Source organism: Candidatus Culexmicrobium sp. (assembly GCF_058356305.1).
Genome location: NZ_JBTVBB010000017.1, coordinates 55,873 through 81,935, shown reverse-complemented (window position 1 = coordinate 81,935; position 26,063 = coordinate 55,873). Strand labels below are relative to the sequence as shown.

Here is a 26,063-nt window from a genome sequence, read left to right as displayed (position 1 = left end):
GTATGTGTAGTTATGGTGTGGCTGAAACTACGTGGATATTAAATTTCACTATTTCAGGAGTTGAGTGGATGTCAATAGATATTGAGCGGGAACTAAAGATTGCCTTGAGAACTGGTAAGGTGGTTATTGGCTCTAACATTACGATTAAGAATGCTAGGCTTGGGAGGGGTAAACTGATTATTATTGCAAGTAACTGTCCTGAGGATATTAAGGGTGACATTTTATATTATTCTAGGCTTTCTAAAATTCCAGTGTATGTTTATCCTGGTTCAAGTTGGGATTTAGGTGCTATTTGTGGTAAGCCTTTTATGGTTGCTTCTCTGACGATTATTGATCCTGGTGATTCTGAAATATTATCTTTAGTTGAGGAAGGGGAGGGGTGAGCATACCCTCAATTAAGTTGACTGCAGAGGAAATGCGGTATATCTCTCTATTTGAAAGTATGACTGGTGCAGTTACTAGGGATTGTATTATTGACAATAGAGTTAATCGCTTAATTTTTATTGTTCGTAGTGGGGATATGGGGTTGGCTATTGGCAGGAGGGGAATCAATGTTAAGAGGCTTCAGAGAATGATTGGTAAGAGTATTGAGGTTGTTGAGCATGCTGATACTCCAGAAGATTTAATTAGGAATAGTCTTGCTCCTGCTAGGGTTAGGGCTATTAAGATTTCTAAGTCTCCTAATGGTAAGAGGATTGCATATGTAACTATTGAGCCTCAGGATAAGGGTATTGCTATTGGTAAGGAGGGTAAAAATATTGCTAGGGCTAGAATTTTGGCTAAAAGATATTTTGATATTGATAATGTCATTATATTGTAGATTTTAGTTTAATTTGTGTTGAGGGGAATTAATGAATTTATGTGTTTCGCTGTTGTTTAGGTGGAATTGGTATGGTTTTACATGTTTCTAAGAGGGCTTCTTTAGGTAGAGTTTTCTTTGAGGGTGACGTTATTGTTTTGGGTGGAACTACTATTGGTGATGGATGCTTTATAGGTAATAATTGTATAATTGGTTTTCCAGTTCGCAGTTCACTTAAGAATTTAATTTCTCAAGGTTGTATTGATTTTAATGTTTATGATGATTTAAGTGAGGGTGCAGTTATCGGTGTTAATTGTCTTATTCGTTCCGATTCAATTATATATGAGCGTGTAAGGATTGGTGATAATCTTGAGACTGGTCATAGGGTTTTGATTAGGGAGAATACTGTTGTTGGTGATAATGTTAGGATTGGAACTAACACTGTTATTGATGGCTCTGTTAGGATTGGTGACAATGTTAATATTCAGTCTTCAGTTTATATTCCTCCTGGATGTGTTGTGGAGGATGATGTATTTATTGGTCCTAGAGCTTGTTTGACAAATGATAGATATCCTCCTAGTAGAAGGCTTGTTGGAGTAGTTGTTAGGAGGGGTGCAGTTATTGGTGCTAATTCAACTTTGATTTCTGGTGTTACTATTGGGGAGGATGCAGTGGTTGGTGCTGGTGCTGTTGTTGTAAGGGATGTTCCAGATAGAATGGTTGTTGTTGGAGTTCCAGCTAGAATTCTCTGTTCACGTGAAGAATATGATGAGAAGAAGTTTTCTTGGGAGATGGTTGAGGAGTGATTTTATCTCATTGGTTTCTGTTTTTTACCTAGCATTAATGCTTTTAGTGATACTCCATTTACTTTGATTACTTTATATCTTACTCCTGGCAAGTCTCCGTAGGATTTGCCTAGTGGTCCACCTATTCCCTCTATTATTACTTCATCATGTTCATCAACAAAGTTTAATGCTCCGTCTCCCGGTAGGAATGCTGTTACTTGTTTGCCATTTTTTATTAATTGTACTCTCACACATTTTCTTACTGCTGAGTTTGGCTGTCTGCTTTCTACTCCTACTTTTTCAATTACTATTCCTCTTGCTTGTGGTGCCCCTTCTAGGGGGTCTGCTTTAATGTCTAGTCTGAGCATTCTACGCTTAAATTCTCTTTGACTCCACCTAAATTTCAGTCTTTTTCTTCTTAGTTTTCTTGCTGCATATAGTCCCTTTGGTGATTTTGATCCTGGCATTTCTCCACCCCATTTAGACTATCGTTCTTTCTACATTTTTCTAAATAAATTTTCCTCTAGAATTTATGATGGTTGCCCGTGCATTATATTTTTGATATTTTCGTTATTTTGATGACCTGCACGGGCTTCCCCCTCAGCCCCCTCATGTGGTTCGGTGGTTTATTGGGAGCTACATCGGCGACTACCACAGGAGCCGCCTTACGGGGAGTGCCGTCATCGGCAAAGCCTGATGGCTTACTACATGTACCAGTACATAACCTCACATATAAACTCAGTGTTTCCATAGCATCTAAAAGACCCATAGTACCCAAATAAGTGAATAGACTAGATGATTATTTTATAAAAATTTGAGGAGTTTAGGTATTTTGGCAGCGTTTAAGTAGGTCTTCCCATATTCTATCTACTCTTTCCTGTAGTTCTTCTATGACATGTCTGTTTTCTGGTTTAAATAGATGGCGGAATCTTCCTTGTGGTTTGAGATATTCTTCTACTGGTTTCTTTAGTTTTGGATTTCTTGCTATTGCTAGGCTTCTGTCTGTTAGTCTCCATTCTCCATTCTCATATTCCCATAGTGGGAAGAAGCATGTGTCAACTGCTAGTTTTGCTAGTGTAATGCTTATTTCAGATGGGGTTCTCCATCCTCTTGGGCATGGTGAGAATGCATGTATGAAGGCTGGGCCTTTAACTTCTATTCCTTTACGTGCTTTTCTCATTAAGTCTGCCCAGTGTGCTGGTGTTACTGTTGCTACATATGGTATTCTATGGGCCACCGCTATGTCTGCTATTGGTTTTTTATGCTCGGTTTTTCCTGGAATTACTGTTCCTGCTGGTGATGTAGTTGTTGCAGCTCCTAGTGGTGTTCCTCCACTTCTCTGTATTCCTGTGTTCATGTATGCTTCATTATCATATAGTACGTAGAGGAAGTCGTGTCCTCTTTCGAAGGCTCCGCTTAGAGCTTGTAATCCAATATCATAGGTTCCTCCATCTCCTGCAAAGCATATGACGTCTACATGGTTGTACTTGTATCTTCCCTTTCTTATCATTGCCTTTATTCCTGCTTCTATTCCAGCTGCTGTTGCAGCTGCATTTTCGAAGGCATTGTGTATCCATGGTAGCCGCCATGAAGTATATGGGTATATTGATGTGGAGACTTCTAGGCATCCAGTTGCATTTACTAGGATTGTTGGTCCGCGGAGGATATGCATTATCTGTCTTACTATTATTGATGCTCCACATCCTGCACATAATCTATGTCCTGGTAATAGGAGTGGCTCCTTTAAGGCTAATTCTTTAAGATTTAACTTTAAACTCATTCTCTCACCCCTATAAATTTAACAGGTCGTTCAATTCTGCCTGTTTCAAGTGTTTTCTGTAGGTCGTCATAGACTTGTTTTATTAATTCTGGGTGCATATCTCTTCCCCCTAGACCGTAGACATAGTTTATTATTAATGGTCTTGGATCCATATCATAGAAGGCTGCTCTTGTTTCTAGGAATACTGGTGCACCATAGCCTCCGAAGGGTCCACTTCTATCTAGTACTCCTATAACCTTTACGTTTTTGAGGGCTTCAATAATTTCTTCTGCGGGGAATGGCCTAAAGGTTCTTAGTCTTAATACTCCTGCCTTTACACCCTTTTTCCTTAATTGTTTTACGACGCTTCTTACTGTTCCTGCTGTTGAGCCTAATACTATGGTTGCTATTTCAGCGTCTTCTAGTCCATAGGTTTGTATGAGTCCGTCTCCATATTTTCTTCCACTTATTTTTGCATATTCTTCATTGATTATTTTTATTACTTCTCTTGCATTTTCTATGGCTTCGTGTTGCTGCATTTTATGTTCATAGTAGTAGTCGTATAGGTCTAGTGGTCCGAAGGTTAATGGTTTTTCTGGGTCTAAGATTAGGGGTGCTTTTCCTCCAAGATAGGGTATTTCTACTTCTACTGGCTTTCTTATACCTACAAATTCCTTTACTACTTCGTCTGGTAGGATCTTCACGTTTTGCATGGTATGGCTTAATAGGAAGCCGTCTAGCATTACCATTACTGGTAGCTGGACTTTGGGGTGTTCTCCTATTTTGAAGGCTTGTATTATTGTGTCGTATACTTCTTGGGCATCTTCACAGTATAGTTGTATCCAGCTTGCATCTCTACATCCCATTGAGTCTCCATGGTCGCAGTGAATGCATATTGGTCCTGATAATGCTCTGTTTACTATGGCCATTACTATTGGTAGTCTTAGGCTTGAGGCTATGTAGACTATTTCCCACATTAAGGCTAGTCCATTTGCTGCTGTTGCTGTGAATGTTCTAGCTCCTACAGCTGCTGCTCCTATACATGCACTTAATGCTGAGTGTTCAGATTCACATGCCACAAATTCTGTTTTTACTTCTCCATTAGCTACGAATTCTGAGAATTTTTCTACGATTATTGTTTGTGGTGTTATTGGATATGCTGCCACCATGTCTACATCACATTGTTTTACTGCCCATGCAACTGCTTCATCTCCATTTAATCCCATAACTTTCTGTTTTACCATCATGTCTATCACTCCAAAACCATTTCTATTGCCTTTACTGGGCATTCATTGGCACATATGCCACAGCCTTTACAGTAGTCGTAGTCTACTGACACTTTTTCTCCATCCCATTTTATTGATTCATCTGGACAGTATACCCAGCATATTAGGCATTTAATGCATTTATTTTGATCTATTATGGGTTTGAATGTTCTCCAATCTCCAGTTTTGAATTCTGTTGATAATTTCCAGCATACGCCTGATATGGGTACTTCACGCCAACCTTTAAGTTTACTCATACTTCAGCCCCCACAGTTTCCTTATAGGCTTTCTCTACTACTTTAATATTTAACTCTGCTATTTTTCCTGGGAATCTTTCTTTTAATGCCTCGTATATGCTTTCAAGCTTGACTATTCCTATTGCCTTTATTAATGCACCTAGCATTGCAGTGTTTGTTATTCCTCTTTTTAGTATTTCAACTGCAATGTCTGTTGCTTCTACTGTGTAGACTTTAAATCCCCTCCCTTTTACACCTAATTTTTCTGCTAGTTTCTCTGGTTTTTCTCTGAAGTTCACTATTATATATCCTCCACTTTTTAGTCCTTCAATTATTCTTGAGCTCAGTAGGGTTGGATCTAGAACAACTATTGCATCTGGATTGTATACATGGCAGTGTATTTCTATTGGTTTTTCACTTATTCTTGTGAATGCCATTATTGGTGCGCCCATTCTTTCTGGTCCGAAGGTTGGAAAGGATTGAACATATTTTCCTTCTTTTAATGCTGCTGAGGCTAGGAGGTTGCTTGCAGTCCAAGCGCCTTGTCCTCCTCTTCCATGCCATCTTATTTCTATCATCTCGTCCACCACAATTAGGTATTTTACGTCGTGTTAATCTATTAATGTGAACCTTAAAGTCTTTCGATTAATGGGAGCGAAAGATTTATTGATTTCCCTTGAAGTTATAGCTAAGAGTGTGTTTAGTGGCATGGGTGTGACGTGGATGAGTAGAGCTAAAATTGAAATTAAACTGTTTGGTAAGTGGTCATTTGATGATGTTGAAGTTAGGGATCCTGGTTTAAAGAGATATGTTTGTCTTAAGCCTGTTTTTCTACCTCATACTGGAGGTAGGCATGAGCATAAGCATTTTGGTAAGGCTGAGGTTCCAATTGTTGAAAGATTGATAAATAAGGTTATGAGGCCTGGTAAGAATATGGGTAAAAAGGCTTTGGCTATGAATATTGTAAAGCAGGCCTTTGAAATTATATATTTAGAGACTGGTGAAAATCCAATGCAGGTTTTAGTTAGAGCTCTTGAGAATGCAGCTCCTAGGGAGGAGACTACTAGAATTGTTTATGGTGGAATTGTCTATCATCAAGCAGTTGATATTTCTCCTATGCGTCGTCTAGATTTGGCCTTAAGATTTATTACTGAAGGTGCTAGGAAGGCTTCCTTTAGTAATCCTAAATCTATTGAGGAGTGTTTGGCTGAAGAGATTATCCTAGCTGCTAAGGGTGATTCTAGATCCTATGCTATTCAGAAGAAGGAGGAAATTGAGAGAATAGCTTTGTCTTCAAGGTAAGTTATGATAAAGTTTTTCTATAACTTTTAATATTACTAATCACAAAAACCTTAAATAGCGGGTTTAAGGATTTATTTCGCCGAGTAAGTGGGAGTGATTGAAATGTCTGAGAAGCCACATTTAAATCTTGTAGTGATTGGACATGTAGACCATGGTAAGAGCACCTTAATGGGACATGTGCTTTTCCTAACTGGGAATGTTGATGAGCGAACTATGAGGATGCTTGAAGAGGAGTCTTCAAAGATTGGTAAGGCTTCATTTAAATTTGCATGGGTCATGGATAAATTGAAGGAGGAGCGTGAACGAGGATTAACAATTGACCTAGCCTTTTGGAAGTTTGAGACACCAAAGTACTACTTCACTATTATTGATGCTCCTGGTCATCGAGACTTCGTAAAGAATATGATTACAGGTACTTCTCAGGCTGATGCTGCTATTCTTGTTGTGTCAGCTAAGAGAGGTGAGTATGAGGCTGGTATGAGTGCAGCTGGACAGACAAGGGAGCATGCCTTCCTTGCAAAGACATTAGGTGTAAATCAATTGGTTGTTGCAATTAATAAGATGGATGATCCTAGCGTGAATTGGAGTGAGGCAAGATACAAGGAAGTTAAGAATGGTGTGGCAAGATTTCTTAGAATGATTGGCTATAATGTCTCCAAGATTCATTTTATTCCAGTATCTGCATGGTATGGGGACAACTTGGTTATGAAAAGTGATAAAATGCCATGGTATGATGGACCTACACTAGTTGAAGCATTGGACATGTTTGTTCCCCCGCCAAAGCCTATTGATAAACCTTTAAGAATACCAATTCAAGATGTTTATACAATTACTGGTGTAGGAACAGTTCCTGTAGGTAGAGTTGAGACCGGAGTTTTGAAGGTTGGAGATACAGTTGTCTTTATGCCACCTAACAAGTCCGGTGAAGTGAAGTCTATTGAGATGCATCATCAAAAAATACCTAAAGCTGTTCCAGGAGACAATATTGGCTTTAACGTGAGGGGTGTTTCTAGGGTTGATATTAGACGTGGAGATGTTTGTGGACATTCAGCTAATCCACCAACTGTAGCAGAGGAATTTACAGGTAGAATATTTGTACTATATCATCCAACAGCCATTGCTGCAGGCTATACTCCAGTTATGCATATCCATACTGCTACAGTGGCAGTTAGATTTTATGAGTTGATTAAGAAGATTGATCCGAGAAGCGGAGCTACTATTGAGGAGCATCCAACCTATTTAAAGCAGGGTGAAAGTGCAATTGTTAGATTTAAACCATTAAAACCAGTATGCCTTGAAAAATATGCTGAATTCCCTCAGTTAGGCAGGTTTGCTATTAGAGACATGGGAAGAACTATTGCTGCTGGAATTGTAATGGACATTAAGGAAGCTAAAATTGGAAAGAGATAAGAGTAACTAAAAGGTGTCAACGATGGTCAGAAAAGCCAGAATACGATTAACCAGCACTGATGCATATAAGTTAAATGAGGTTTGTGAGCAGATAAAGCGTATAGCCCAGAAGACTGGAGTTAAAATTTCAGGTCCCATACCATTACCTACTAAACGCTTAGTTGTAACTACCATGAAAAGTCCATGTGGTGAAGGTACAAAGACATGGGACAAATTTGAATTAAGAATTCATAAGAGATTAATTGACATTGATGCTGATGAACGTGTGATGAGACAGATCATGCGGATACGCGTACCAGATGACGTAAAAATCGAAATAGAACTAACATAACATTAACTTCACGTATTTTCTTCTTTATTTATATTGGATTGAGGTATTCTTGTTTCTTTTAGTTAAAGTCGCCGCCTAGTAGATTTAATGAAGCGTATTGATTATCTGTTGGTCTATATTCTTCATGCTTATCTCTTTACGTTTAATGCAAAATAGATATAATTGACTGCTTAATGGTATTTGTTGAGGAGTATTTTATGGTTGAGGCAGTTTTATTCGATTTACATGGAACTTTGGCTTATGTGGAGAATCCTGTTAGTGATGTTGAGATTTCAGACTATCTTTTTAGTAGGGGTTATGAAGTTTCACCTCAACAGCTTAGGGCTGCATGGTTCTTTGTTTCAATGATCGATTATCCAAGATATGGATATAGGAGTTGGTTTTCCTATTTTTCACGTATTCTTTGGAGGCTTAGAGTTAAGGTTGATAGGGAGACGTTGACTTCAATAGTTGAGCTTCTCCAGAGTAGACCATATCAATTGTATCCTGATGCAACTGATACTGTGATTCGTGCTAAGAGAAGTGGCTTCAAAACAGCTATAGTTACTACAATAGCTTATTTCCAGTTTAAAGAGGCGATTCATCCAATTCGAAATTACTTTGACTTCATTATGACTGGGTATGAGGCTGGATGTGATAAATCCAATCCTAAAATGTATAAGCGGGTCTTAGAGGTTTTAGGTGTTAGCTCGGATGAGGCAGTTGTGATTGGTGATAGCGTTTTCATAGATGTTATTTTACCTAAAAGACTAGGTATGAAAGCTATATTGCTGAATAGAAGTAAAAGATATGTGAAATGTGAAGAAGCAGATGCTATTGTAGGTGATTTGAATCAAGCGTTGGATGTTATAGTAAATCAACTCAGTTAGATGTGTTCCATGAAGATTTATAGCGTTGAGGTTAAAGAATGATATGTGAGTATTATGTCATATTTATACTTTATAGTTTCTATTGAATTTTTGAAATAATTCTAATGATGTCACGGTTATTCATGAGTTGTATCGCTATGTTTTTCATCGCTGAAGGTTCATGATTTGTCTTCATTTTTGTAGTGGACTAATCACTCTAGGGGTTTCCTCCTCTCATTTTCTTTGAGTGAATAGCTGAAGGCTCTGAATTATTTTATTGGAAGATTGTGAGGATTTTGAGTTTTATCTTCTAAATTAGAGTTATTTTGTTTAAGTCTTTGCCTATATTTAGAGTTTCGAAAGAAGATGATTAGTATTCATTTCATTATAACAATGGTGGGCATGATGGATACTTAGATGTTGAAGAAGATACAGTTTCTTGGAAAATGTTGATGAGGTCTTTTAAGGTTTAAATTTAGAGTTCAGAGTATTTTATGTTGAGTAATGCTTTTAACTGCTCATTCAGTTCGTAGAGTACTTCATCTCCACAATCCATATGGATCTTGCTGATAGTATGCTCACATGTAATTATTAAGATACGCCGTTTAGTATTTAGTGTTACATTCACAATGTCATCTAAGTAGAAGGAAAAACCTCCCAGTTCAGAGATAAATGTGTCTAAACTCTTCTGTGATACTTGTATAATGAGTGGTTTATTTTTGGCGGCAAGTTCATCGATGTTACTGCTACTTATAACTGGTATGCCTATTATTTCTTTAGATACTTCTTTTCCTCTGTCTGTTTTTAGGTTTTCTTTAATAACGTTTAATGGTAGAAAGGCAATCCTTTTCGATGTTAGAAGAAGTAAGCCTTTACTTCTCCTTAATAGTTTCCTTTTAATTAGAGCTGGAAATATGCCGGTTAAAAGTTCGAATTCAGAATTCAATTAGGCCCACCATGTTTTAAGTTTTCCCTATTTATTCAGTAAATTCTTCAATGGTTAGCCTACAGGTTCTCGGGAACTCTAAATTTTCAAGTAATTTTATGATGGTCTCAGTGACATTTTCTCTATCAATTTCAATAGTCAGGTATCCGAAGTATTTGTTGGTTGCGGGGCGGTCTTCCAAAAAATTAACATTACATCTGTCACTTAAGAACCTTTTAACTTTAGTGTAATCTGAATCTTTGAGTTCTGGAATGTTAAGGATATATTTCCTTGGGTCATGGCTACCTATAGTCAACTGGATTCTCTGTTTCTTATCATCTTCCTCTGCGAGAATTGTGGCGAATGGGTATTGTCCCAATTTTGAGGCTGTGTCAAGCTTATCTAAGACGTAAACTAAAATTTTCATCCACTTACTTTCATACATTTCGCCTAGCTCCAAACAGTCTTAATCTTAAATGGGCGGGTATGAAATTGACACTCTCCCCGCTGAAGTGGAGGAGATTCTCTGCTTTCTGCTATGCCTCCTTTATGGCTACAAGCCTGAGGCATAGCTTCATGCAGAGTTATGGGCTGTGTCAAGGCAACTCCACCCCTCAACATATAGTCGAAGGACAATTTAGCTATATTTATTACACCATTCAAATCTGCATTATATTCTAAGTTACAATTAGGACATTTGAACAGTCCTTGACTTACTCTGATTCCTTCCTTCCCACATCTATAGCCGTTGACTGTTAAGAGACTGAAGGAACTGTATATTTGATAATGGCGCCGGGGGTGGGATTCGAACCCACGCGCCCCGTGTGGGGCACAGGCTGTCTCGTTTTTCTCAAGGCCTGCGCCTTTACCTGAGTTTTTCTCATTTAGTCCGCTCGGCCACCCCGGCCCATTATTTTTTAGCCTTTCTCTGTTTATATAATTACCTAGGGGTTTGATAATAATTTAAGTGGCTTGAGCATATTTATTCTTGGTGTTACTGTTATGGTTGGCGGTGGGTTTAGATTTCTTGATCATACTGCAGATGTACTTGTCGAGGCTTATGGCTCTGATTTGAGGGAGGCTTTTGAGAATGCTGCTAAGGCTATGTTTGAGGTTATGACTGATATTTCTACTGTTAAGCCTGTGGTTAAGAGGCGTATTAGTGTTGAGGGTGAAGATCTTCAGGCTTTGCTTTATTCTTGGCTTGAGGAGCTTCTATTCATATTTGATGTTGATTTAATTGTTTTTTCTAAGTTTGTGGTTGAGGAGATTAGGCGTATTGATGGTGGAGGCTATTTGCTTACTGGTTATGCTTGGGGTGAGAGGTTTAATCCAAGTGTTCATCCAAGGAAGACTGAGGTTAAGGCTGTTACTTATTCTCTAATGGAAATTAGGGAGAGTGCCGATGGATGTGTTATTAGGTTTGTACTTGACATTTAAATTAATTCTATGGTGATTTTCTCTGCAATTATTTTGGGTATAACGTTTTTACCTGTTTTTTCCATTTTTATTATCTTTAGTTTTTCTAGTGTTTTTAGGTCTCTATATACGTTTGTTACGTCTCTTTTCACTTTTCTCGCTAGGTCGCTTATTGACTCTACTCCCTTTGCAATTTCATTTAGTAGTTGGATTCTCTTTTCAGTTAGTATTTTTAGGAGTTCTTTTATTGGTTGGTTGAAGTTTTCTTCGTATATGTAATAGTTTTCACCTTCTTCTTCATATGCTTTGTATGCGTAGTGTAGGGTTGCCCATTTAGTGTATATTAGCCATTTCTTCTTCATGTCTTCGTTTGATTTTATTTCCATTTTCCTTACGTCGAAGCCTATGTTTTTTTCTATTTGTTTTTCCATTTCAAGTATTTCTTCTGGTGTTAGTCTTCTGGCTATTTTTATTTGCATTTCAATTATCTTTATCATTTGACTACCAAAAAGCTTTTTGCTATACATTCTATCTTAAATTGGGGATTGTTATGTCTAGGATTTCACTTAGAAAGATTGATGCATATGTTTGGGAGATTCCTAAGGGTACTAAGCATTGTATGCGTGTTCCTGGAATTATCTATGCAGATGAGCAGTTACTTCAGAAGATGAAGATGGATTTAACTTTGGAGCAGTGTGCAAATGTTGCTTGTTTGCCGGGGATTTATAAGTTTGCTATAACTTTGCCTGACGGACATCAAGGTTATGGTTTTCCCATCGGTGGAGTTGCTGCCTTGGATGCTGAGGAGGGTGTTATTAGTCCTGGTGGAGTTGGATATGACATTAATTGTGGTGTGAGGTTGATTAGAACTGATTTGAGTAGGGATGATGTTGTGAAGGTTATGCCTAAACTGCTTGATACATTGTTCAACTATATTCCTTCAGGGGTTGGTTCAACTGGTAGAATAAGGCTTTCTTCTCATCAGCTTGATGAGGTTTTGGTTGATGGGGTTCATTGGGCTATTGAGCATGGATATGGATGGGAGGGTGATGCTGAATTTTGTGAGGAGAATGGTAGGTTAAAGTATGCTGATCCAGATAAGGTTTCTAGTAGGGCTAAGGCTAGGGGTTCAAGGCAGCTTGGAACTTTGGGTAGTGGTAACCATTTCTTAGAGATTCAGTATGTTGATAAGATTTATGATCGTGAGGCTGCTAAGCGGTTTGGAATTACTCATGAGGGTCAAGTTACAGTTATGATTCATACTGGTTCCAGGGGGTTTGGCCATCAAGTATGCTCGGATTATCTTAGAGTTATGGAGAGGGCTGTTCATAAGTATGGTATAAGGATTCCTGATAGGGAGTTGGCTTGTGCCCCTGCTAAGAGTAGGGAGGCTGAAGATTACTTTGCAGCTATGTCTGCTGCATGTAACTTTGCTTGGGCTAATAGGCAGTGTATTATGCATTGGACTCGTCAAGCTTTTGAGAAGGTTTTCGACTCTTCTGCTGAGTCCCTTGGATTGAGATTGGTTTATGATGTTGCTCATAATATTGCTAAGCTTGAGGAGCATAGGATTAATGGGGAGAAGAGACAGGTTTATGTGCATCGTAAGGGTGCAACTAGGGCCTTCCCTCGGGGTCATTTGGAGATTCCAGCGAGATATAGAGATATTGGGCAGCCTGTTTTAATTCCAGGTTCTATGGGTACTGCTTCATATCTATTATTGGGTCAGCCTAAGGCTATGGAGATAAGTTTCGGTTCAACTGCTCATGGTGCTGGTAGGTTGTTGAGTAGGGCTGCTGCTAAGAGGATGTTTAGGGCTAGTGATATTAGAAGACAGTTGGAGGCTAGGGGTATTCTAGTTAGGTCTGCAAGCTTTAGGGGTGTTGTTGAAGAAGCCCCTCAAGCATATAAGGATATTGATCGTGTTGCACAGGTTTCACATAAAGTTGGAATTGCCACTTTGGTTGCAAGATTGCTTCCATTAGGTGTTACTAAAGGTTGATTTGCCTCAGATATTAAGGGGTCATCATATTTCAGTACTCGGCAAAGCAATCATCGGCAGTTAATAATGGTGAAATACACTTTAATTTATATTTTGGCTTTTTAATTTTTATTTGGTGTAAGTTTTGTCTTGGCCTCCTCCTAGAAGGCATGGTTTATTGGCTATTGGTATTCCTGCTGGCTTTCTATCTGATGTTTCTCATTTGAGGGATAAGACTGTCAAGGTTGGAGTTGTTGGTAGAGCTGCTGCTATTTTTAGGGTTAATGAGATTTTGGTTTACTTGGATAAACGTGAATTTGAGGGTGATGGTGAATTTATCTGTCAGATTCTACGTTTCATGGATACTCCTCAATATTTGAGGAGGAGGATTTTTGGAATATCTTCTTCTCTTAAGTATACTGGTCTTCTTCCCCCTCTTCGTACTCCTCCCCACACAGTTGAGTCTAAATTGGAGTTTGCTGGTAGAGATGAGTATAGGGAGGGTGTAGTTGTTAAGAGTGGTAGGCGGGGTTCTCTTGTTGATGTTGGTCTTGAAAGACTTTTCCCTATTTCTAGGCGTCTTCCAGTTGGTAGTCGCCTTGTTTTTAGGGTGATTAGACGTAGGGGTGGAGTTAGGGTTAAACCTGTTTCTAGAAGTGAAGTTGATGTTTATTGGGGTTTTGAAGTTAATTTTACTCGTAAGGGTTTGAGGAGGAGTATTTTGGATTTTAGGGCTGACTTGATTGTTGCAACTTCAAGGTATGGGGATCCTGTTTATAGGGTTTATAGAGAGCTTTCTAAGCGATTGGCTTCTTCCAAGAGGACTTTGATTTTGTTTGGTTCTCCTGATGAGGGTTTGTTTGATATAGCTAGTCGTGAGAAATTTAATTTGAGAGAGTATTGTGATTTTATAGTTAATATGGCTCCTTTTCAGGGAACTAAGACTATTAGGACTGAGGAGGCTATTTTAATTTCACTTTCCATAATAAATTTCTTGTCTTATTTACATCATTCTAACTCTAGATAGTGTAAAATATATATGCATGATTTTATGTTACTTTTCCAGCAGTTTAAGTTAAGTTGGAGGAGTTAAGCTATGGGTCATAGACGTACACATGCTCCTAGAAGGGGGTCACTTGGATTTAGACCTAGAGTTAGAGCTAAGAGTATAGTAGCTAGGATTAGGTCTTGGCCTGAGGTTGAGGGTGAAACTAGACCTTTAGCCTTTGCGGGTTATAAGGTTGCTATGACCCATGCAGTTGTAGTTGAGGATTGGCCTAGAACTCCTCTTTATGGTAAAGAGGTTGTTAAACCTGTAACTATAATTGAGGTTCCTCCACTCTATGTTTGTGCAGTTAGAGCTTATTCTAAGACTGTTAATGGATTAAAGAGTATTGGTGAAGTTTGGGTTGAATCTCCACCTAAGGATTTAGAGCGTGTTTTCACTGTTCCAGAGAAGTTTGATTTTAACTCTGCATTGGAGAAGTTGAAGTCTTCTATTGATCGTATTTCAGATTTGAGATTTATTGTTTGTTGTCAGCCAAGGAAGGCTGGTATTAGGAAGAAGAAGCCTGAAGTTTTTGAGGTTAAGATTGGTGGGGGCTCTATTGAGGAGAGATTTAATTATGCATTAAAGTTTATTGGTAGGGAGTTGTCTGTTAGGGATGTTTTTGATGAGGGTCAATTTGTTGATGTAATTTCAGTTTCTAAGGGTAAGGGTTTTCAAGGTGTTGTTAAGCGTTTTGGAATTAAAATTATGCCTAGATGGCATAAGCATAGGAAGGGTCATAGAAGAATAGGTTCTATTGGTCCTGCTCATCCAGGTACTATGTGGACTATTCCTAGGGCAGGTCAACTTGGTTTTCATCAGAGAACAGAGTATAATAAGAGGATTTTAAAGATTGGTGATTCTGGTGATGAAATTACTCCTAAGGGCGGCATTCCACATTATGGTGTTGTAAGGAGTAGCTATATTGTTCTTGAGGGTTCAGTGCCTGGTCCTCCTAAGAGACTTGTAAAGTTAAGATATCCTATTAGACCTCCAGTTAATGCTCCTACAACTAAGCCTAGAGTTCTCTATGTACATGTTTAGTGGAGGGAATATTGATGGTTGAAATGTTTAGTGGTAAGTTAGATTTACAAGTGAGGGTTTATGATTTAGAGGGTAGGCCTGTAAAGGATTTGAAGCTTCCACATGTTTTTACAACTCCTTTCCGTCCAGATTTAATTAGACGTGCCTTCATATCTTCTCTTACTGCTAGAATTCAGCCTCAGGGTAGAGATCCAATGGCTGGAAAGCGTACAACTGCTGAGAGTTGGGGTGTTGGTTATGGTATTGCTAGAGTTCCAAGGGTTAAGGGTAGTAGATATCCCAAGGCGAGTCAAGCTGCATTTATTCCTATGGCTGTGGGTGGTAGAAGGGCTCATCCACCTAAGGCTGAGAAGGTTGTTTTTGAGAGGATTAATAGGAAGGAGAAGAAGTTAGCTGTAATGTCTGCTATTGCTGCTACAGCTGATTTTAAGTTGGTTTCAAGTAGGGGGCATGTAATTGATGGTGTTCCTGAACTTCCACTTGTGGTTGTAGATGACTTGGAGAAGTTGGATAGAACTGCTTCTGTCAGAAGTTTCTTGAAGCAGTTAGGTGTTTGGAGTGACGTTGAGAGAGCGAAGAGGGGTAGGAAGATTCGTCCTGGTAAGGGTAAATTTAGAGGTAGGAAGTATAAGAAGAGGAAGGGTCCGTTAATTGTTATTGGTGAAGATAAGGGGATTGTTAGGGCTGCTAGGAATCTTCCTGGTGTTGACGTTGTTCATGCACGTGATTTAAGTGTTATTCATTTAGCTCCTGGTGGTCATGCAGGTAGACTTACTATTTGGACTGAGTCTGCTATAAGAAAGCTTGAAGAGCGATTTAAATAGTTGGAAAGATTTATGTTGTTGAGTGTTGTTTATATGGTAAGTTTAATGGTTATGAAGGGGTGTTGGAATTGACTGTTGATTTATGGAGTATAATTATTAGACCTGTAATGTCAGAGGTGGCTATTGAGAAGATTGAACGTGAAAATAAGTTAACCTTCATAGTTAACATTAAAGCTAATAAGCATATGATTAAGAGGGCTGTTGAGGAGCTCTTTGGCGTTAAAGTTGTGAAGGTTAATGTCTTGATTACTCCTCGTGGAGAGAAGAAGGCTTATGTTAAACTTGCACCTGAATTTAAGGCTTCTGATATAGCTACTCGGCTTGGAATATTGTAGTGGTGGTGAGTTATGGGTAAAAGGATTCTTGTTCAAAGGAGGGGTCGTGGAGGATCTGTATTTAGGTCTCCTTCATGGAAGAGGGTTGGTGCAGTTAGATATGCTCCTCTAAGTAAAGAGGAGATGACCTTAACTGTTCAAGGAAAGATTGTAGCTTTGCTTCATGATCCTGGTAGAGGTGCACCTGTAGCTTTAATTAAGTTTGAAGATGGCTCTAGACAGTTGATTGTTGCACCTGAGGGTGTATATGTTGGTCAGAAGGTTATGAAGGGTCCTGAAGCTCCTCTTAAAGTTGGAAATATTTTGCCTGTTGGAAAGATTCCTGAGGGTACTCTTGTATGTAATGTTGAAGCTAGGCCTGGTGATGGGGGAAAGTTTGCTAGGTCTTCTGGCTCATATATAACTATTGTTGCTCAGTCACCTAATAGAACAATTATTCGTCTTCCCTCTGGAAAGTTGAAGTCTATTGATCCTAAGTGTAGAGCTACTATTGGCATAGTTGCTGGTGGAGGTAGAACTGAAAAACCCTTCGTTAAGGCTGGAACTAAATATTATAGAGTTAAGGTGAAGGCTTGGAAGTGGCCTGTAGTTAGAGGTAAAGCAATGGTTGCAGCAAGTCATCCTCATGGTGGTGGCCATCATCCAAAGGGAAGTCCACCTGTCTCTCGTCATGCCCCACCTGGAAAGAAGGTTGGACATATAGCTGCTAGAAGAACTGGTAGGAAGAAGGGTACCCCGAGGAAGAGAAGATAGATGCGTAATGCTTATAAATTCTGTTTACTTATGTGGATGCAATTATGCGGATAGGGATCCTTAATGCCGAGAAGATTGTCTAAGAGAAGGTCTAATAAGAAGGGTCAATTAAAGAGGGCTTCTGTAAGATTAAGGGAAGGAGATGTATATACAGTCTTAGTAGAGGATATTAGTGCAAAGGGTAATGGTATAGCTAGAATAAAGGATAAAACCATATTTATCCCTGGAGCAAAAATTGGCGAGATAATTAAAGTTCGAATTAAAGCCATTAAACATAATAAAGCGCTTGGAGAAATTATTGAGAAGAAATCTACTTCAACATATGAATATTAGCGAAAAACTAAAGTTAAAGCATTTACATTCATTTTAAATGAGCGGGGGTTGCCGAGCCAGGTCAAAGGCGCAGCCCTGAGGAGTCTTCTCAGAGCGGCTGTGGCGAAGGCCTTCGTGGGTTCAAATCCCACCCCCCGCACTACTAAACTTAAACAGTATTTTATTGGCGTTTTAAAGTCTAAATGTGTCTTTTATTTGTTCCGTGTATCTCTTTAGATTCTTTTCTTTCTAACTCTTCTATATCTGGTTCTTCTTTCTCTAATTTCCTTATCATTTCTCTAGCCTTTCTTAGTACTTCTCTTTCCTCTTCATCTAATAATGTGGATACTATTTTTCGCTCTGTAATTTTTAGTGGGTTGTTGAGATCCGATATGGGCCATACTCCAATGTTTATTAATTCTTGTAAGTGGACTTCAGACCAGAGTTTTTCTATTTTATCTTTATGTATGTGTGCTAAAAGTTTAGCTTCTTGAATTAAGGCTATAGGCGGGTTTTGTAATACTACTCGTTTTATCTTAGCTTCTTAGATTTTTGTCAGAGATAGTTTTCCCTCTCTAGCTAGTTTTTGATTATGTCTATTCCTCTTTTTATGCTATTTGCTTCTACCTGTATAATCATGGGCTTTTATTAGTGAGAGGCGCATGGCGTTTAATATTACTGCTAGGGAGAGTCCCATGTCTCCTATTGCTACTGCTAGCCATAGGGTTACTAATCCTGGGAAGGTGAGTATTGCAAAGCTTCCCTTTATTGAGATTGATGCTAAGATGTTTTCTTTTACTATTTTAAGTGTCTTTTTGCTTAGTTCGATTAGGTAGGGTAGTTTTGATAGGTCGTCTTGCATTAGGGCTATGTCTGCTGTTTCTAGGGAGACGTCGCTGCCTATGGCGCCCATGGCTATTCCTACGTTTGCTTTTGCTAGGGCTGGTGCATCATTTACTCCGTCTCCAACCATGGCTACATGTCCATATTTATCTATTAATTTTTCAATCATGTGTACTTTGTCTTCTGGTAGTAGTTCTGCATGGTATTCGTCTATTCCTATTTTCTCTGCTATTGCTTTAGCTGTTCTTTTATTGTCTCCTGTTATCATTATTGTTTTTATTCCTCTCTTCTTCAGTTCACTTATGGTTATTATGGTTGTGTCTCTTATTTTGTCCATTACTGCAATTATGGCGATGATTTCTCTATTGTTTCCAAGGAAGACTACTGTTTTTCCTTCATTTTCTAGTTTTTGGGCTATTTCTTCTGGAATGGTTATTGCTATTTCTTCGAATAATTTTCTATTACCGATAAATAGTTTTTCTCCATTTATTTTTCCTGTTACTCCTTTTCCTGGTATTGCCTTGAATTCATCAACCTCTTTTAGGGTTGCCCTTATTTTTTCAGCTTCTTGTACTATGGCTTTTGCTATTGGATGTTCTGATAATGCTTCTAGGGATGCTGCTTTGATTAATATTTCTTTTTCTGAGCTTTTTAATGGTATAATGTCGGTTACTTCTAATTTTCCTTCTGTCAGTGTACCTGTTTTGTCGAAGGCAAAGACCTTTATTTTACTTATTTCTTCAATGTAGGCGCTTCCCTTTATTAGTACGCCGTTTCTTGCGGCACTTGTTATTCCTGAGACCATTGCTACTGGTGTTGATATGGCTAGTGCACATGGACATGAAACTACAAGTAGGACTAGGGCTTTATAGAACCATTCATTGAAGGTTTGTTGGAAGATTAATGGTGGTATTATTGCTACGCATACTGCTAGGAATATAACTGCTGGTGTGTAGTATTTTGAGAATTTGTCTATGAATTTTTCTGTTGGAGACTTTATTCTCTGTGCTTCCTCTACTAGTTTAACTATTTTTGAGAGTATTGTTTCAGTTGATTTCTTTGTTACTTTTATTTCTAGGAATCCTTCATTGTTTATTGTTCCTGCATAGACTTCATCTCCTATTCTTTTTGTTACTGGTATTGATTCACCTGTGATTGGAGCTTGATTGACACTTGAGATTCCCTTCAGAACTATTCCGTCTAATGGTATTTTTTCTCCTGGTCTAACAACTATTATTTCTCCTGGATTTACTTCTTCTACTGGTACTTCTATTTCTTTACCGTCTTTTTTTACTGTTGCAATTTCAGGTGCGAGTTGCATTAATGCTTCAATTGATTTTCTAGCTCGGTCTGCTGCATATTCTTCTAGGAATTCAGCTACGTAGAATAGGAATATGACTGTGGCTCCTTCTTCTCCATGACCTGTGAAGAAGCTGCCTATTGCGGCTACTGTTATTAGAAAGTCTATGCTCAATTTTCTTCTAATTATTAATGAGGATAGACCATTCTTTATGATTTCATGTCCTGATATTATGGTTGTTGCTATGAACAGTATTTCTGCTGGTATTTCAAATTTTAGTTTGAACTCAAAGATTAACCCTATTGATAGGATTATGGCTGAGGATGTTATGAGTATTATTTCTCTACTTTTCCATATGGAGGATGCTTCTCTTATATGGTCTTCTCTGCTTCTCTGGCATTTTATTTCTTCTTCATGGTGTATATACATTTTTACACCTATCTAGCTTATTGATGGAGTTTTTATGTTCACTTTCATGTTTTTCGATAGTCTTATTAATATGCTGTTAACTTTATTTTTGTTTTTAATAATTTTTATTAATTTATGCTTGTATTTTTATTATGGTGGTTCTATGCCTATTGTAAGTGTTTCTCTGACTTTTAATTTGCTTGAGAGGCTAGATAGGTTTATGAGGGAGACTGGTTATTCTAGTCGCTCTGAAGTTATTAGGGATGCTATTAGAAATTTGCTTTCAGATTATGAGTTGGCTAGAATTGAGGCTGGTAGAGTTATGGCTACAATAACTGTTGTTTCTAGGCATGATAGGCATGATGTAGATGAGAGGCTTATGCGTTTAAGGCATGAATTTGATGATATTGTTTCTTGTAATATGCATATTCATTTAGGGGTTGATTATTGTTTAGAGATTTTTATAACTGAGGGTGATGTGAGGGAGATTTTGAATTTTATTGGTAAGATTAGGGCTTTGAAGGGTGTTGGTGTGGTTAAATATATGATGTTTCCTGTTATGGTTGATGAAGAGTTCTAGTTTAGTTATATCTAGTCTTTGCTTATGTTTGATTTTTATATTTTTTAAGTTTTACTTTTATTTTTTATTCTTATATTAATTTTGACTTTGTTCTTTTATTTTCTATTGTTAAGTAAAGAGACAAAGTTTATACTATTCTGTAACGTTACCTATATCCAGCGTTAAGTAGTTGGTTTAAAATGAATAGTGTAGAGTAGGTGGATGTGGTGTCAAGAATTAGTCCTAAGTTTCTTAAGGGCACCTTCTTTATGCAGGGTGATGAAGCCTGTGCTGAGGGTGCTATTGTTGCTGGCTGTAGATTGTTTGCTGGTTATCCGATTACTCCTTCTACTGAGATTGCTGAGAGGATGGCTAGGCGTCTTCCTGAAGTTGGAGGTTTGTTTATTCAGATGGAGGATGAACTTGCCTCTATAGCCCTTGTTATTGGGGCTTCTTATGCTGGAGTTAAGGCTATGACTGCTACTAGTGGGCCTGGATTTAGTTTGATGCAGGAGAATATTGGTCTTGCTATTATGACTGAGACTCCTCTTGTAATTGTAAATGTTATGAGGGGTGGGCCGAGTACTGGTCAGCCTACTAGGGCTGGTCAAGGTGATGTAATGCAAGCTAAGTGGGGTTCTCATGGTGATTACGAGATTATTGCTTTAGCGCCTTTTTCTGTTCAAGAGATGTTTGATTTGACTATTGAAGCTTTTAACCTTGCTGAGAAGTATAGGGTTCCAGTAATGGTGCTTTCAGATGAGATTATTGGACATATGCGAGAAAAGGTTGTTTTGAAACTTCCAAGTGAAGTTAAGATAGTTAATAGGAAGAAGCCTAAAGTTCCGCCTGAAATGTTTAATCCCTTTGAACCTGATGATGATCTTGTTCCTCCTATGGCTTGTTTTGGTGAGGGATATAGAATTCATGTTACAGGTTTAACTCACACTGTTAGGGGTTATCCTAAGTCCACTGATCCTGAGGTTCATTCCAGCTTGATTCGACGGCTTTGTGATAAGATTAGATTGAATGCTGATGATATTATTCGTCTTGATGAGTATTATGTTGATGATGCTGAAGTAGTTGTTGTTGCTTATGGCACTCCTGCTAGGAGTGCTATTAGGGCTGTTAAAAATGCTAGGTCTGAGGGGTTGAGGGTTGGTTTAGTTAGATTAGTTACAGTTTGGCCTTTCCCAGCGAAGTTTTTTGCTTCTCTTTCAAGAAGGGTTAAGGCTTTTATTGTTGCTGAGATGAATTATGGGCAAATTGTTGGTGAAGTTAGAAAGTATGTGGGGGGGAAACAAGTATTTTTTGTTCCTAAGCTTGGTGGTGATCCACATACTCCTGATGAGTTACTTAGTTTAATTAGAGAGGTGTATGGAAATGTATAGTAATGCTGGTTTAAGTCATCCATTGGAGGATTTGATTAGAAGTGATAGGTTACCTCATATTTGGTGTCCTGGATGTGGTATTGGGGCTACTTTAGGGTGTTTTTTGAGGGCTGTTAAGGAATTAGAGCTTGACCCTAATAATTTAGCATTTATTTCTGGTATTGGTTGTACTGGACGGGCTGCTGGATATGTTCTTTTCGATTCCTTTCATACTACTCATGGGCGAGCTATTCCTGTTGCTATGGGAATTAAGGCTGTTCGGCCTGATTTGAATGTTGTTGTATTTAGTGGTGATGGTGATCTCTTCGCTATTGGTGGGAATCATTTTATTCATGCTGCTAGGAGGAATGTTGATTTACTGGTTGTTTGTGTTAATAACTTTAATTATGGTATGACTGGTGGTCAGCTTGGTCCAACAACTCCCTTTGGTTCGCTTACTACTACTACCCCTTATGGAAATATTGAGCATCCATTTAATTTAGCTTATTTAGCTGCAGCTGCTGGGGCAGTTTATGTTGCTAGGTGGACTGTGGCTCATCCTGTTCAGCTCATTAAATCTATTAAGAAGGGGCTGGGGAAGAAGGGGTTTGCTTTTATTGAGGTTATTGCGCCTTGTATTACGTTGTATGCAAGGTATAATCGGCTTGGCCGTCCCTTAAATGTTATTCAGAGTCTTAGACAAAATAGTGTTGTCAAAAACTTTATTGATCCATCTTTAGCTGAGATTCAAGTTGGTGGGAAAATAGTTGTTGGTGAGTTTGTTGATACAGAGAGACCTGAATTTATTTCTGAGCTTTATAGATTGATTTATGAGAAGACTGGGGTGGAACTTAGAAATTTAATTGAGGGTTTACATGGTGATTGAGTTGCGTTGGGAAATTAGGATTTCAGGTTTGGGTGGACAGGGAATATTGATGGCTGGCTATATTTTGGGTAAGGCGGCTTCACTTTTTGATAATAGGTATGCCGTACAGACAGAGTCTTATGGTCCTGAGGCTAGGGGGAGTAGAGCGAGAACTGATGTTATAATTTCAGTGGAGGAGATAGATTATCCTTATATAGGTAGTCCTGACGTTTTGATAGCTTTGTCACAGGATGCCTTCAATTATTATTATAAAACTGTTAGGGAGAATGGTGTGGTTATTGTTGATGAAGATTTAGTTAAAGTTGAAGAGGATTTAGGTGGTGTTAATGTTTATAGGGTTCCAGCAACTAGAATTGCACAAAACTTGGGAAGGAGAATTGTTGCAAATGTTGTTATGCTTGGAGCCTTTGCTGCAATAACTGGTATTGTAAGTTTTGATGCGTTGAGGAATGCTGTTTTAGATAGTGTACCTAGGGGGACTGAAGAATTAAATTTGAAGGCTCTAAAGGCTGGCTGGGATTTCGGTGTTAAATTGCGTGGAGTTGGTTAGGTTGCAGGATTTTTCACCTAGAATTATTGGTTTTCTCTGTAATTGGTGTGGGTATGCTGCTGCCGATCTCGCTGGAACCATGAGGTTGAAGTATCCTGTTAATGTTAAAATTGTTCGTGTAATGTGTACTGGACGTATTGATCCTATTCATGTTTTAAAGGCTTTAAGGTATGGTGCTAATGGCGTTATAGTGATTGGCTGTCACCCTGGTGATTGTCACTATTTGACTGGAAATGTCAGAGCTGAACGTAAAATTGCATTGTTAAAGGTTCTTCTTAATGAGTTGGGTTTGGAGGCTGAGCGATTAGAGTTTAATTATGCTTCTGCTGGTGAAGGGATTCGCTTCGCTGAGATTATAACCGGCTTTGTTGATAGGATTGTTAAGCTTGGACCTAATCACCTTAGGTGTGGTAGTCATGACTAGTAGATTTAAAGTTGCAATTACGTCTTTAACTACTTGTGCTGGATGTGAAAATGCCTTTTTAGATTCAAGTCCATTATTTCTAGATTTGATTGGCGATGTTATTGAAATTGTCTATGCACCTATAATTATGGATTCTCCTCCCCCTAAAAAAGTTGATGTAGTTTTTGTTACTGGTGCAGTTAGGACTGGAGAGGATTTAGAGAAGTTGAATGAATGGAGAGGTAAGAGTAATGTTTTAGTGGCTTTCGGTTCATGTGCTTGTTTTGGAGGATTACCTGGGCTAGCTAATCTTTTTGAGTTGAGTGAATTATTGAAGTATTCTTACTTGGAGCAGTTGAGCACTATTAATGATGAGGATATTCTTCCAAGCGATGGTGTTCCTAGTCTTTTAGATAGTATAAAGTCTTTGGATGATTATGTTAAGGTTGACTTATTTTTGCCTGGTTGTCCTCCTCCTGGCTCATTGATTGTTGATCTGCTTAAATCCTTTGTTGAGGGTAGAAAATTTTCTTTATCTAAGAAAAGTGTTTGTGATGAATGTCTATTGAATTCTGGTGAGGCAAAAGTGTTTCTAGATGTTAAGCGATGGAGTTTTGATGAAGTTGATACTGGCAAATGTTTTCTTGAGCAGGGATTTATTTGTTTAGGGCCATGTACTAGGGGGGGCTGTGAAGCTAGATGTATTAGGGCTGGTTATCCTTGTAGGGGTTGTATGGGTCCAGCTGAGAAGTGTGAGGATCAGGCTGCTAAAATGATTAGTGTATTGGCGTCTACATCTTCAATTGAGGATGTTTCGATTAATGATTTGATGAAGCTTCGTGATTTAGTTGGCTTCTTATATCGTTTTACTCTACCTGTTTCAATTCTTAAGCGTTATAGGAGGGGCAGTTGATGTGTGGTAAAACTATTTCAATAAAGCCTATAACAAGAATTGAGGGGCATGCTAAGGTTTCTATTATAGTAGATGATGAAAATAGAGTTAGGGATGCATATTTTCATGTTTTGGAGTTTAGGGGGTTTGAACGTTTTCTTCGTGGTAGGCTTGTTGAGGAGGCACCTATAATTGTGCCTAGGATATGTGGTTTATGCTCTGTTTCTCATCATTTAGCTTCTGTTAAGGCTGTTGATTCTATTTTTGGTTTGGAGGTTGATGAATGGGCTGAGAAGTTGAGGTTGATCATTCATCTCGCAGGTTTTATGCATAGTCACTTATTACATTTCTTCATACTTTATGCTCCTGATTTATTACTTCGTGATGTTCCTCCTTCTAAGAGAGGGTTTACACTGCTTATTAAGAGGTATCCTAAGCTTATTAAGCAAGTGTTGAGGATAAGGGGTTTTTCACAGCGCGTAATTGAAGTGCTTGGTGGATCTTCTGTACATCCTACAGCTGCAGTTCCAGGTGGTTTTGCTAAGCCCATTGAGAGGGATGAACGGCTAAAGTTGATTGATTTAGCTGGGAAGACTAGGAGGATATACCTAGAAGTTTTGGATTCAATTGAGGATTTAGTTAGGTCATATTTGGAGGATGTTTATGATTTTCCAACTAATTTTATGGCATTATACTCTGATTTTGACTTAGCTTTATATGATTCTTCTTCCATTAGATGTCTTTCTAGTGATGGTCGTGTTATTGACGAGTTTAAACCTGATGAATATTTTAATCATATAAATGAATTTGTTGTTCCTTGGAGTTATGCGAAGGCACCCTTTATTTCGAAGTTGGGTTTTCCAGAGGGGATATATAGGGTTGGGCCATTAGCTAGATTTAATATTGCTGGTAAAATTGATTCTGATTGGGCTTGTTCGCTTTCTGAGAGATTTGGTTTAGATGGTGGGCGTCCACTTTGTGCTTCTAAGTATTATAATGTAATTCGATTGATTGAACTTGCATATTGTATTGATAAGATTTCAGAGTTACTTGGTGATTCGTCTATTGAGTTTTCAAGGCAATTGGAGAGGAAGGTTCGTGTTGAATTTAGTGAGGGTGTTGGGGTTGTTGAGGCTCCTCGAGGTACACTTATACATCATTACTCAGTTGATAGGGATGGATTGATTACTGATGCCAACATGGTGGTTGCAACTGTTCAGAATACGCCTATAATTGGTGAGGAAATTAAATTGATTGCTTCTAAGTATATTGAGAATGGAGTTATGGGTGAAGATTTGATTTTTAGTGTTTCTAATTTAATTAGAGATTATGATCCATGTTTATCCTGTTCTGTTCATAGTGGGAACTTACCTTTACAGATTGAGATTGTTTCAATGGATGGTCGGGTTATCGCTAGGTTGCCATAAGGACTTTAAGTATTTTTTCCTTCAGTTTCTTGATGGATGGTAGGTTTGA

The 26,063-nt window shown here is 38.4% G+C and carries 32 protein-coding genes and 2 tRNA genes; 23 read left to right on the top strand and 11 right to left on the bottom strand.

Annotated features, from left to right (window positions below):
• Positions 1–2 precede the first annotated feature (2 nt).
• The 3 genes from ACW8TM_RS05545 (at position 3) to ACW8TM_RS05535 (ending at position 1,605) form a co-directional block, all read left to right on the top strand.
• Complete coding sequence (locus tag ACW8TM_RS05545; protein ID WP_491532274.1) at positions 3–383, top strand: 50S ribosomal protein L30e; 381 nt, start codon at positions 3–5, stop codon at positions 381–383.
• 2 nt (positions 384–385) lie between these two features.
• Positions 386–820, top strand: coding sequence for a NusA-like transcription termination signal-binding factor (locus ACW8TM_RS05540; RefSeq protein WP_491532308.1), 435 nt, complete (start codon positions 386–388; stop codon positions 818–820).
• Positions 821–891: 71 nt separating this feature from the next.
• On the top strand, positions 892–1,605 hold the full coding sequence (locus ACW8TM_RS05535; protein ID WP_491532273.1) for an acyltransferase: 714 nt from the start codon (positions 892–894) through the stop codon (positions 1,603–1,605).
• Positions 1,606–1,607: 2 nt separating this feature from the next.
• Here the strand turns inward: ACW8TM_RS05535 and ACW8TM_RS05530 are convergent, their stop codons facing one another.
• The 5 genes from ACW8TM_RS05530 to ACW8TM_RS05510 form a co-directional block, all read right to left on the bottom strand.
• Positions 1,608–2,051 (bottom strand): 30S ribosomal protein S12, encoded by a 444-nt coding sequence (locus ACW8TM_RS05530; RefSeq protein ID WP_491532272.1) that lies wholly within the window; start codon positions 2,049–2,051, stop codon positions 1,608–1,610.
• Between the two features lie 356 nt (positions 2,052–2,407).
• Positions 2,408–3,364: a thiamine pyrophosphate-dependent enzyme gene (locus tag ACW8TM_RS05525; protein WP_491532271.1), complete on the bottom strand. Its 957-nt coding sequence runs from the start codon at positions 3,362–3,364 to the stop codon at positions 2,408–2,410.
• Complete coding sequence (locus ACW8TM_RS05520; RefSeq protein ID WP_491532270.1) at positions 3,361–4,590, bottom strand: transketolase C-terminal domain-containing protein; 1,230 nt, start codon at positions 4,588–4,590, stop codon at positions 3,361–3,363. Before ACW8TM_RS05520 ends, ACW8TM_RS05525 begins: the two co-directional genes overlap by 4 nt.
• Before the next feature lie 5 nt (positions 4,591–4,595).
• Complete coding sequence (locus tag ACW8TM_RS05515) at positions 4,596–4,865, bottom strand: 4Fe-4S binding protein (RefSeq protein WP_491532269.1); 270 nt, start codon at positions 4,863–4,865, stop codon at positions 4,596–4,598.
• A complete protein-coding gene (locus ACW8TM_RS05510; protein ID WP_491532268.1) occupies positions 4,862–5,422 on the bottom strand; it encodes a 2-oxoacid:acceptor oxidoreductase subunit gamma family protein in 561 nt (186 codons plus the stop codon). The genes ACW8TM_RS05515 and ACW8TM_RS05510 overlap by 4 nt, the downstream gene beginning before the upstream one ends.
• A 145-nt stretch (positions 5,423–5,567) precedes the next feature.
• Here ACW8TM_RS05510 and ACW8TM_RS05505 point away from each other — a divergent pair, with 145 nt between their 5' ends.
• The 4 genes from ACW8TM_RS05505 to ACW8TM_RS05490 all read left to right on the top strand — a co-directional run bounded on the left by ACW8TM_RS05505 (position 5,568) and on the right by ACW8TM_RS05490 (position 8,756).
• Positions 5,568–6,146, top strand: a complete 579-nt coding sequence (locus ACW8TM_RS05505) for a 30S ribosomal protein S7 (RefSeq protein ID WP_491532267.1) — start codon at positions 5,568–5,570, stop codon at positions 6,144–6,146.
• Between the two features lie 102 nt (positions 6,147–6,248).
• Positions 6,249–7,556, top strand: coding sequence for a translation elongation factor EF-1 subunit alpha (tuf, locus tag ACW8TM_RS05500; protein ID WP_491532266.1), 1,308 nt, complete (start codon positions 6,249–6,251; stop codon positions 7,554–7,556).
• Positions 7,557–7,578: 22 nt separating this feature from the next.
• Positions 7,579–7,887: a 30S ribosomal protein S10 gene (rpsJ, locus tag ACW8TM_RS05495; protein ID WP_491532265.1), complete on the top strand. Its 309-nt coding sequence runs from the start codon at positions 7,579–7,581 to the stop codon at positions 7,885–7,887.
• Positions 7,888–8,084: 197 nt separating this feature from the next.
• Positions 8,085–8,756: an HAD family hydrolase gene (locus ACW8TM_RS05490; RefSeq protein ID WP_491532264.1), complete on the top strand. Its 672-nt coding sequence runs from the start codon at positions 8,085–8,087 to the stop codon at positions 8,754–8,756.
• 454 nt (positions 8,757–9,210) lie between these two features.
• Here the strand turns inward: ACW8TM_RS05490 and ACW8TM_RS05485 are convergent, their stop codons facing one another.
• The 4 genes from ACW8TM_RS05485 to ACW8TM_RS05470 all read right to left on the bottom strand — a co-directional run bounded on the left by ACW8TM_RS05485 (position 9,211) and on the right by ACW8TM_RS05470 (position 10,567).
• Entirely contained in the window at positions 9,211–9,681 is a 471-nt protein-coding gene (locus ACW8TM_RS05485; protein WP_491532263.1) for a hypothetical protein, read from the bottom strand.
• A gap of 31 nt (positions 9,682–9,712) precedes the next feature.
• The gene (locus ACW8TM_RS05480) at positions 9,713–10,105 is read right to left on the bottom strand and encodes a hypothetical protein (RefSeq protein WP_491532262.1); all 393 of its coding nucleotides are present in this window, start codon (positions 10,103–10,105) and stop codon (positions 9,713–9,715) included.
• A gap of 5 nt (positions 10,106–10,110) precedes the next feature.
• On the bottom strand, positions 10,111–10,440 hold the full coding sequence (locus ACW8TM_RS05475) for a zinc ribbon domain-containing protein (RefSeq protein ID WP_491532307.1): 330 nt from the start codon (positions 10,438–10,440) through the stop codon (positions 10,111–10,113).
• 7 nt (positions 10,441–10,447) lie between these two features.
• A tRNA-Ser gene (locus ACW8TM_RS05470) sits at positions 10,448–10,567 on the bottom strand.
• A gap of 95 nt (positions 10,568–10,662) precedes the next feature.
• Here ACW8TM_RS05470 and ACW8TM_RS05465 point away from each other — a divergent pair.
• On the top strand, positions 10,663–11,100 hold the full coding sequence (locus ACW8TM_RS05465; protein WP_491532261.1) for an archease: 438 nt from the start codon (positions 10,663–10,665) through the stop codon (positions 11,098–11,100).
• Here ACW8TM_RS05465 and ACW8TM_RS05460 read toward each other — a convergent pair.
• On the bottom strand, positions 11,097–11,576 hold the full coding sequence (locus tag ACW8TM_RS05460) for an HVO_A0114 family putative DNA-binding protein (protein ID WP_491532260.1): 480 nt from the start codon (positions 11,574–11,576) through the stop codon (positions 11,097–11,099). The two genes, ACW8TM_RS05465 and ACW8TM_RS05460, sit on opposite strands and share 4 nt — an antisense overlap.
• Before the next feature lie 53 nt (positions 11,577–11,629).
• Between ACW8TM_RS05460 and ACW8TM_RS05455 the strand changes: the two genes are divergently transcribed.
• The 8 genes from ACW8TM_RS05455 (at position 11,630) to ACW8TM_RS05420 (ending at position 17,536) form a co-directional block, all read left to right on the top strand.
• Positions 11,630–13,081, top strand: a complete 1,452-nt coding sequence (locus tag ACW8TM_RS05455; RefSeq protein ID WP_491532259.1) for an RtcB family protein — start codon at positions 11,630–11,632, stop codon at positions 13,079–13,081.
• A gap of 124 nt (positions 13,082–13,205) precedes the next feature.
• Positions 13,206–14,087, top strand: coding sequence for a putative RNA uridine N3 methyltransferase (locus ACW8TM_RS05450; RefSeq protein WP_491532258.1), 882 nt, complete (start codon positions 13,206–13,208; stop codon positions 14,085–14,087).
• A gap of 69 nt (positions 14,088–14,156) precedes the next feature.
• The gene (locus tag ACW8TM_RS05445) at positions 14,157–15,152 is read left to right on the top strand and encodes a 50S ribosomal protein L3 (RefSeq protein ID WP_491532257.1); all 996 of its coding nucleotides are present in this window, start codon (positions 14,157–14,159) and stop codon (positions 15,150–15,152) included.
• Positions 15,153–15,166: 14 nt separating this feature from the next.
• The gene (rpl4p, locus tag ACW8TM_RS05440; RefSeq protein WP_491532306.1) at positions 15,167–15,976 is read left to right on the top strand and encodes a 50S ribosomal protein L4; all 810 of its coding nucleotides are present in this window, start codon (positions 15,167–15,169) and stop codon (positions 15,974–15,976) included.
• Positions 15,977–16,044: 68 nt separating this feature from the next.
• Positions 16,045–16,311 (top strand): 50S ribosomal protein L23, encoded by a 267-nt coding sequence (locus tag ACW8TM_RS05435; RefSeq protein WP_491532256.1) that lies wholly within the window; start codon positions 16,045–16,047, stop codon positions 16,309–16,311.
• Positions 16,312–16,323: 12 nt separating this feature from the next.
• A complete protein-coding gene (locus tag ACW8TM_RS05430; RefSeq protein ID WP_491532255.1) occupies positions 16,324–17,064 on the top strand; it encodes a 50S ribosomal protein L2 in 741 nt (246 codons plus the stop codon).
• A 63-nt stretch (positions 17,065–17,127) separates the two neighbouring features.
• A complete protein-coding gene (locus ACW8TM_RS05425; protein ID WP_491532254.1) occupies positions 17,128–17,397 on the top strand; it encodes a TRAM domain-containing protein in 270 nt (89 codons plus the stop codon).
• Positions 17,398–17,438: 41 nt separating this feature from the next.
• Positions 17,439–17,536, top strand: a tRNA-Leu gene (locus ACW8TM_RS05420).
• Positions 17,537–17,989: 453 nt separating this feature from the next.
• Here ACW8TM_RS05420 and ACW8TM_RS05415 read toward each other — a convergent pair.
• Positions 17,990–19,948 (bottom strand): heavy metal translocating P-type ATPase, encoded by a 1,959-nt coding sequence (locus ACW8TM_RS05415; protein WP_491532253.1) that lies wholly within the window; start codon positions 19,946–19,948, stop codon positions 17,990–17,992.
• Positions 19,949–20,090: 142 nt separating this feature from the next.
• On the opposite strand from ACW8TM_RS05415, the gene nikR reads away from it, so the two are divergent.
• The 7 genes from nikR to ACW8TM_RS05380 all read left to right on the top strand — a co-directional run bounded on the left by nikR (position 20,091) and on the right by ACW8TM_RS05380 (position 26,014).
• Entirely contained in the window at positions 20,091–20,507 is a 417-nt protein-coding gene (nikR, locus tag ACW8TM_RS05410) for a nickel-responsive transcriptional regulator NikR (RefSeq protein WP_491532252.1), read from the top strand.
• A gap of 248 nt (positions 20,508–20,755) precedes the next feature.
• Complete coding sequence (locus ACW8TM_RS05405; RefSeq protein WP_491532305.1) at positions 20,756–21,877, top strand: 2-oxoacid:acceptor oxidoreductase subunit alpha; 1,122 nt, start codon at positions 20,756–20,758, stop codon at positions 21,875–21,877.
• Positions 21,864–22,742 (top strand): thiamine pyrophosphate-dependent enzyme, encoded by an 879-nt coding sequence (locus tag ACW8TM_RS05400; RefSeq protein WP_491532251.1) that lies wholly within the window; start codon positions 21,864–21,866, stop codon positions 22,740–22,742. Before ACW8TM_RS05405 ends, ACW8TM_RS05400 begins: the two co-directional genes overlap by 14 nt.
• A complete protein-coding gene (locus tag ACW8TM_RS05395; protein ID WP_491532304.1) occupies positions 22,735–23,292 on the top strand; it encodes a 2-oxoacid:ferredoxin oxidoreductase subunit gamma in 558 nt (185 codons plus the stop codon). The genes ACW8TM_RS05400 and ACW8TM_RS05395 overlap by 8 nt, the downstream gene beginning before the upstream one ends.
• A 1-nt stretch (position 23,293) precedes the next feature.
• A complete protein-coding gene (locus ACW8TM_RS05390) occupies positions 23,294–23,716 on the top strand; it encodes a hydrogenase iron-sulfur subunit (RefSeq protein ID WP_491532303.1) in 423 nt (140 codons plus the stop codon).
• Positions 23,709–24,608, top strand: coding sequence for an NADH-quinone oxidoreductase subunit B family protein (locus ACW8TM_RS05385; RefSeq protein ID WP_491532250.1), 900 nt, complete (start codon positions 23,709–23,711; stop codon positions 24,606–24,608). Before ACW8TM_RS05390 ends, ACW8TM_RS05385 begins: the two co-directional genes overlap by 8 nt.
• Positions 24,608–26,014, top strand: coding sequence for a Ni/Fe hydrogenase subunit alpha (locus ACW8TM_RS05380; protein WP_491532249.1), 1,407 nt, complete (start codon positions 24,608–24,610; stop codon positions 26,012–26,014). The genes ACW8TM_RS05385 and ACW8TM_RS05380 overlap by 1 nt, the downstream gene beginning before the upstream one ends.
• The last annotated feature ends 49 nt before the right edge of the window (positions 26,015–26,063 follow it).

What these genes read in the sequence shown, in the direction of transcription:
- ACW8TM_RS05490 (WP_491532264.1), top strand. Translation starts at nt 8,085, where the DNA reads ATGGTTGAGGCAGTTTTATTCGATTTACATGGAACTTTGGCTTATGTG.
- ACW8TM_RS05415 (WP_491532253.1), bottom strand. Translation starts at nt 19,948, where the DNA reads ATGTATATACACCATGAAGAAGAAATAAAATGCCAGAGAAGCAGAGAA.
- ACW8TM_RS05525 (WP_491532271.1), bottom strand. Translation starts at nt 3,364, where the DNA reads ATGAGTTTAAAGTTAAATCTTAAAGAATTAGCCTTAAAGGAGCCACTC.
- ACW8TM_RS05380 (WP_491532249.1), top strand. Translation starts at nt 24,608, where the DNA reads ATGTGTGGTAAAACTATTTCAATAAAGCCTATAACAAGAATTGAGGGG.
- tuf (WP_491532266.1), top strand. Translation starts at nt 6,249, where the DNA reads ATGTCTGAGAAGCCACATTTAAATCTTGTAGTGATTGGACATGTAGAC.
- rpsJ (WP_491532265.1), top strand. Translation starts at nt 7,579, where the DNA reads ATGGTCAGAAAAGCCAGAATACGATTAACCAGCACTGATGCATATAAG.
- rpl4p (WP_491532306.1), top strand. Translation starts at nt 15,167, where the DNA reads ATGGTTGAAATGTTTAGTGGTAAGTTAGATTTACAAGTGAGGGTTTAT.
- ACW8TM_RS05430 (WP_491532255.1), top strand. Translation starts at nt 16,324, where the DNA reads ATGGGTAAAAGGATTCTTGTTCAAAGGAGGGGTCGTGGAGGATCTGTA.
- ACW8TM_RS05455 (WP_491532259.1), top strand. Translation starts at nt 11,630, where the DNA reads ATGTCTAGGATTTCACTTAGAAAGATTGATGCATATGTTTGGGAGATT.
- ACW8TM_RS05405 (WP_491532305.1), top strand. Translation starts at nt 20,756, where the DNA reads ATGCAGGGTGATGAAGCCTGTGCTGAGGGTGCTATTGTTGCTGGCTGT.
- ACW8TM_RS05530 (WP_491532272.1), bottom strand. Translation starts at nt 2,051, where the DNA reads ATGCCAGGATCAAAATCACCAAAGGGACTATATGCAGCAAGAAAACTA.
- ACW8TM_RS05400 (WP_491532251.1), top strand. Translation starts at nt 21,864, where the DNA reads ATGGAAATGTATAGTAATGCTGGTTTAAGTCATCCATTGGAGGATTTG.
- ACW8TM_RS05385 (WP_491532250.1), top strand. Translation starts at nt 23,709, where the DNA reads ATGACTAGTAGATTTAAAGTTGCAATTACGTCTTTAACTACTTGTGCT.
- ACW8TM_RS05425 (WP_491532254.1), top strand. Translation starts at nt 17,128, where the DNA reads ATGCCGAGAAGATTGTCTAAGAGAAGGTCTAATAAGAAGGGTCAATTA.
- ACW8TM_RS05445 (WP_491532257.1), top strand. Translation starts at nt 14,157, where the DNA reads ATGGGTCATAGACGTACACATGCTCCTAGAAGGGGGTCACTTGGATTT.
- ACW8TM_RS05505 (WP_491532267.1), top strand. Translation starts at nt 5,568, where the DNA reads ATGAGTAGAGCTAAAATTGAAATTAAACTGTTTGGTAAGTGGTCATTT.
- ACW8TM_RS05545 (WP_491532274.1), top strand. Translation starts at nt 3, where the DNA reads ATGTGTAGTTATGGTGTGGCTGAAACTACGTGGATATTAAATTTCACT.
- ACW8TM_RS05465 (WP_491532261.1), top strand. Translation starts at nt 10,663, where the DNA reads ATGGTTGGCGGTGGGTTTAGATTTCTTGATCATACTGCAGATGTACTT.
- ACW8TM_RS05515 (WP_491532269.1), bottom strand. Translation starts at nt 4,865, where the DNA reads ATGAGTAAACTTAAAGGTTGGCGTGAAGTACCCATATCAGGCGTATGC.
- ACW8TM_RS05510 (WP_491532268.1), bottom strand. Translation starts at nt 5,422, where the DNA reads ATGATAGAAATAAGATGGCATGGAAGAGGAGGACAAGGCGCTTGGACT.
- ACW8TM_RS05460 (WP_491532260.1), bottom strand. Translation starts at nt 11,576, where the DNA reads ATGATAAAGATAATTGAAATGCAAATAAAAATAGCCAGAAGACTAACA.
- nikR (WP_491532252.1), top strand. Translation starts at nt 20,091, where the DNA reads ATGCCTATTGTAAGTGTTTCTCTGACTTTTAATTTGCTTGAGAGGCTA.
- ACW8TM_RS05480 (WP_491532262.1), bottom strand. Translation starts at nt 10,105, where the DNA reads ATGTATGAAAGTAAGTGGATGAAAATTTTAGTTTACGTCTTAGATAAG.
- ACW8TM_RS05520 (WP_491532270.1), bottom strand. Translation starts at nt 4,590, where the DNA reads ATGATGGTAAAACAGAAAGTTATGGGATTAAATGGAGATGAAGCAGTT.
- ACW8TM_RS05535 (WP_491532273.1), top strand. Translation starts at nt 892, where the DNA reads ATGGTTTTACATGTTTCTAAGAGGGCTTCTTTAGGTAGAGTTTTCTTT.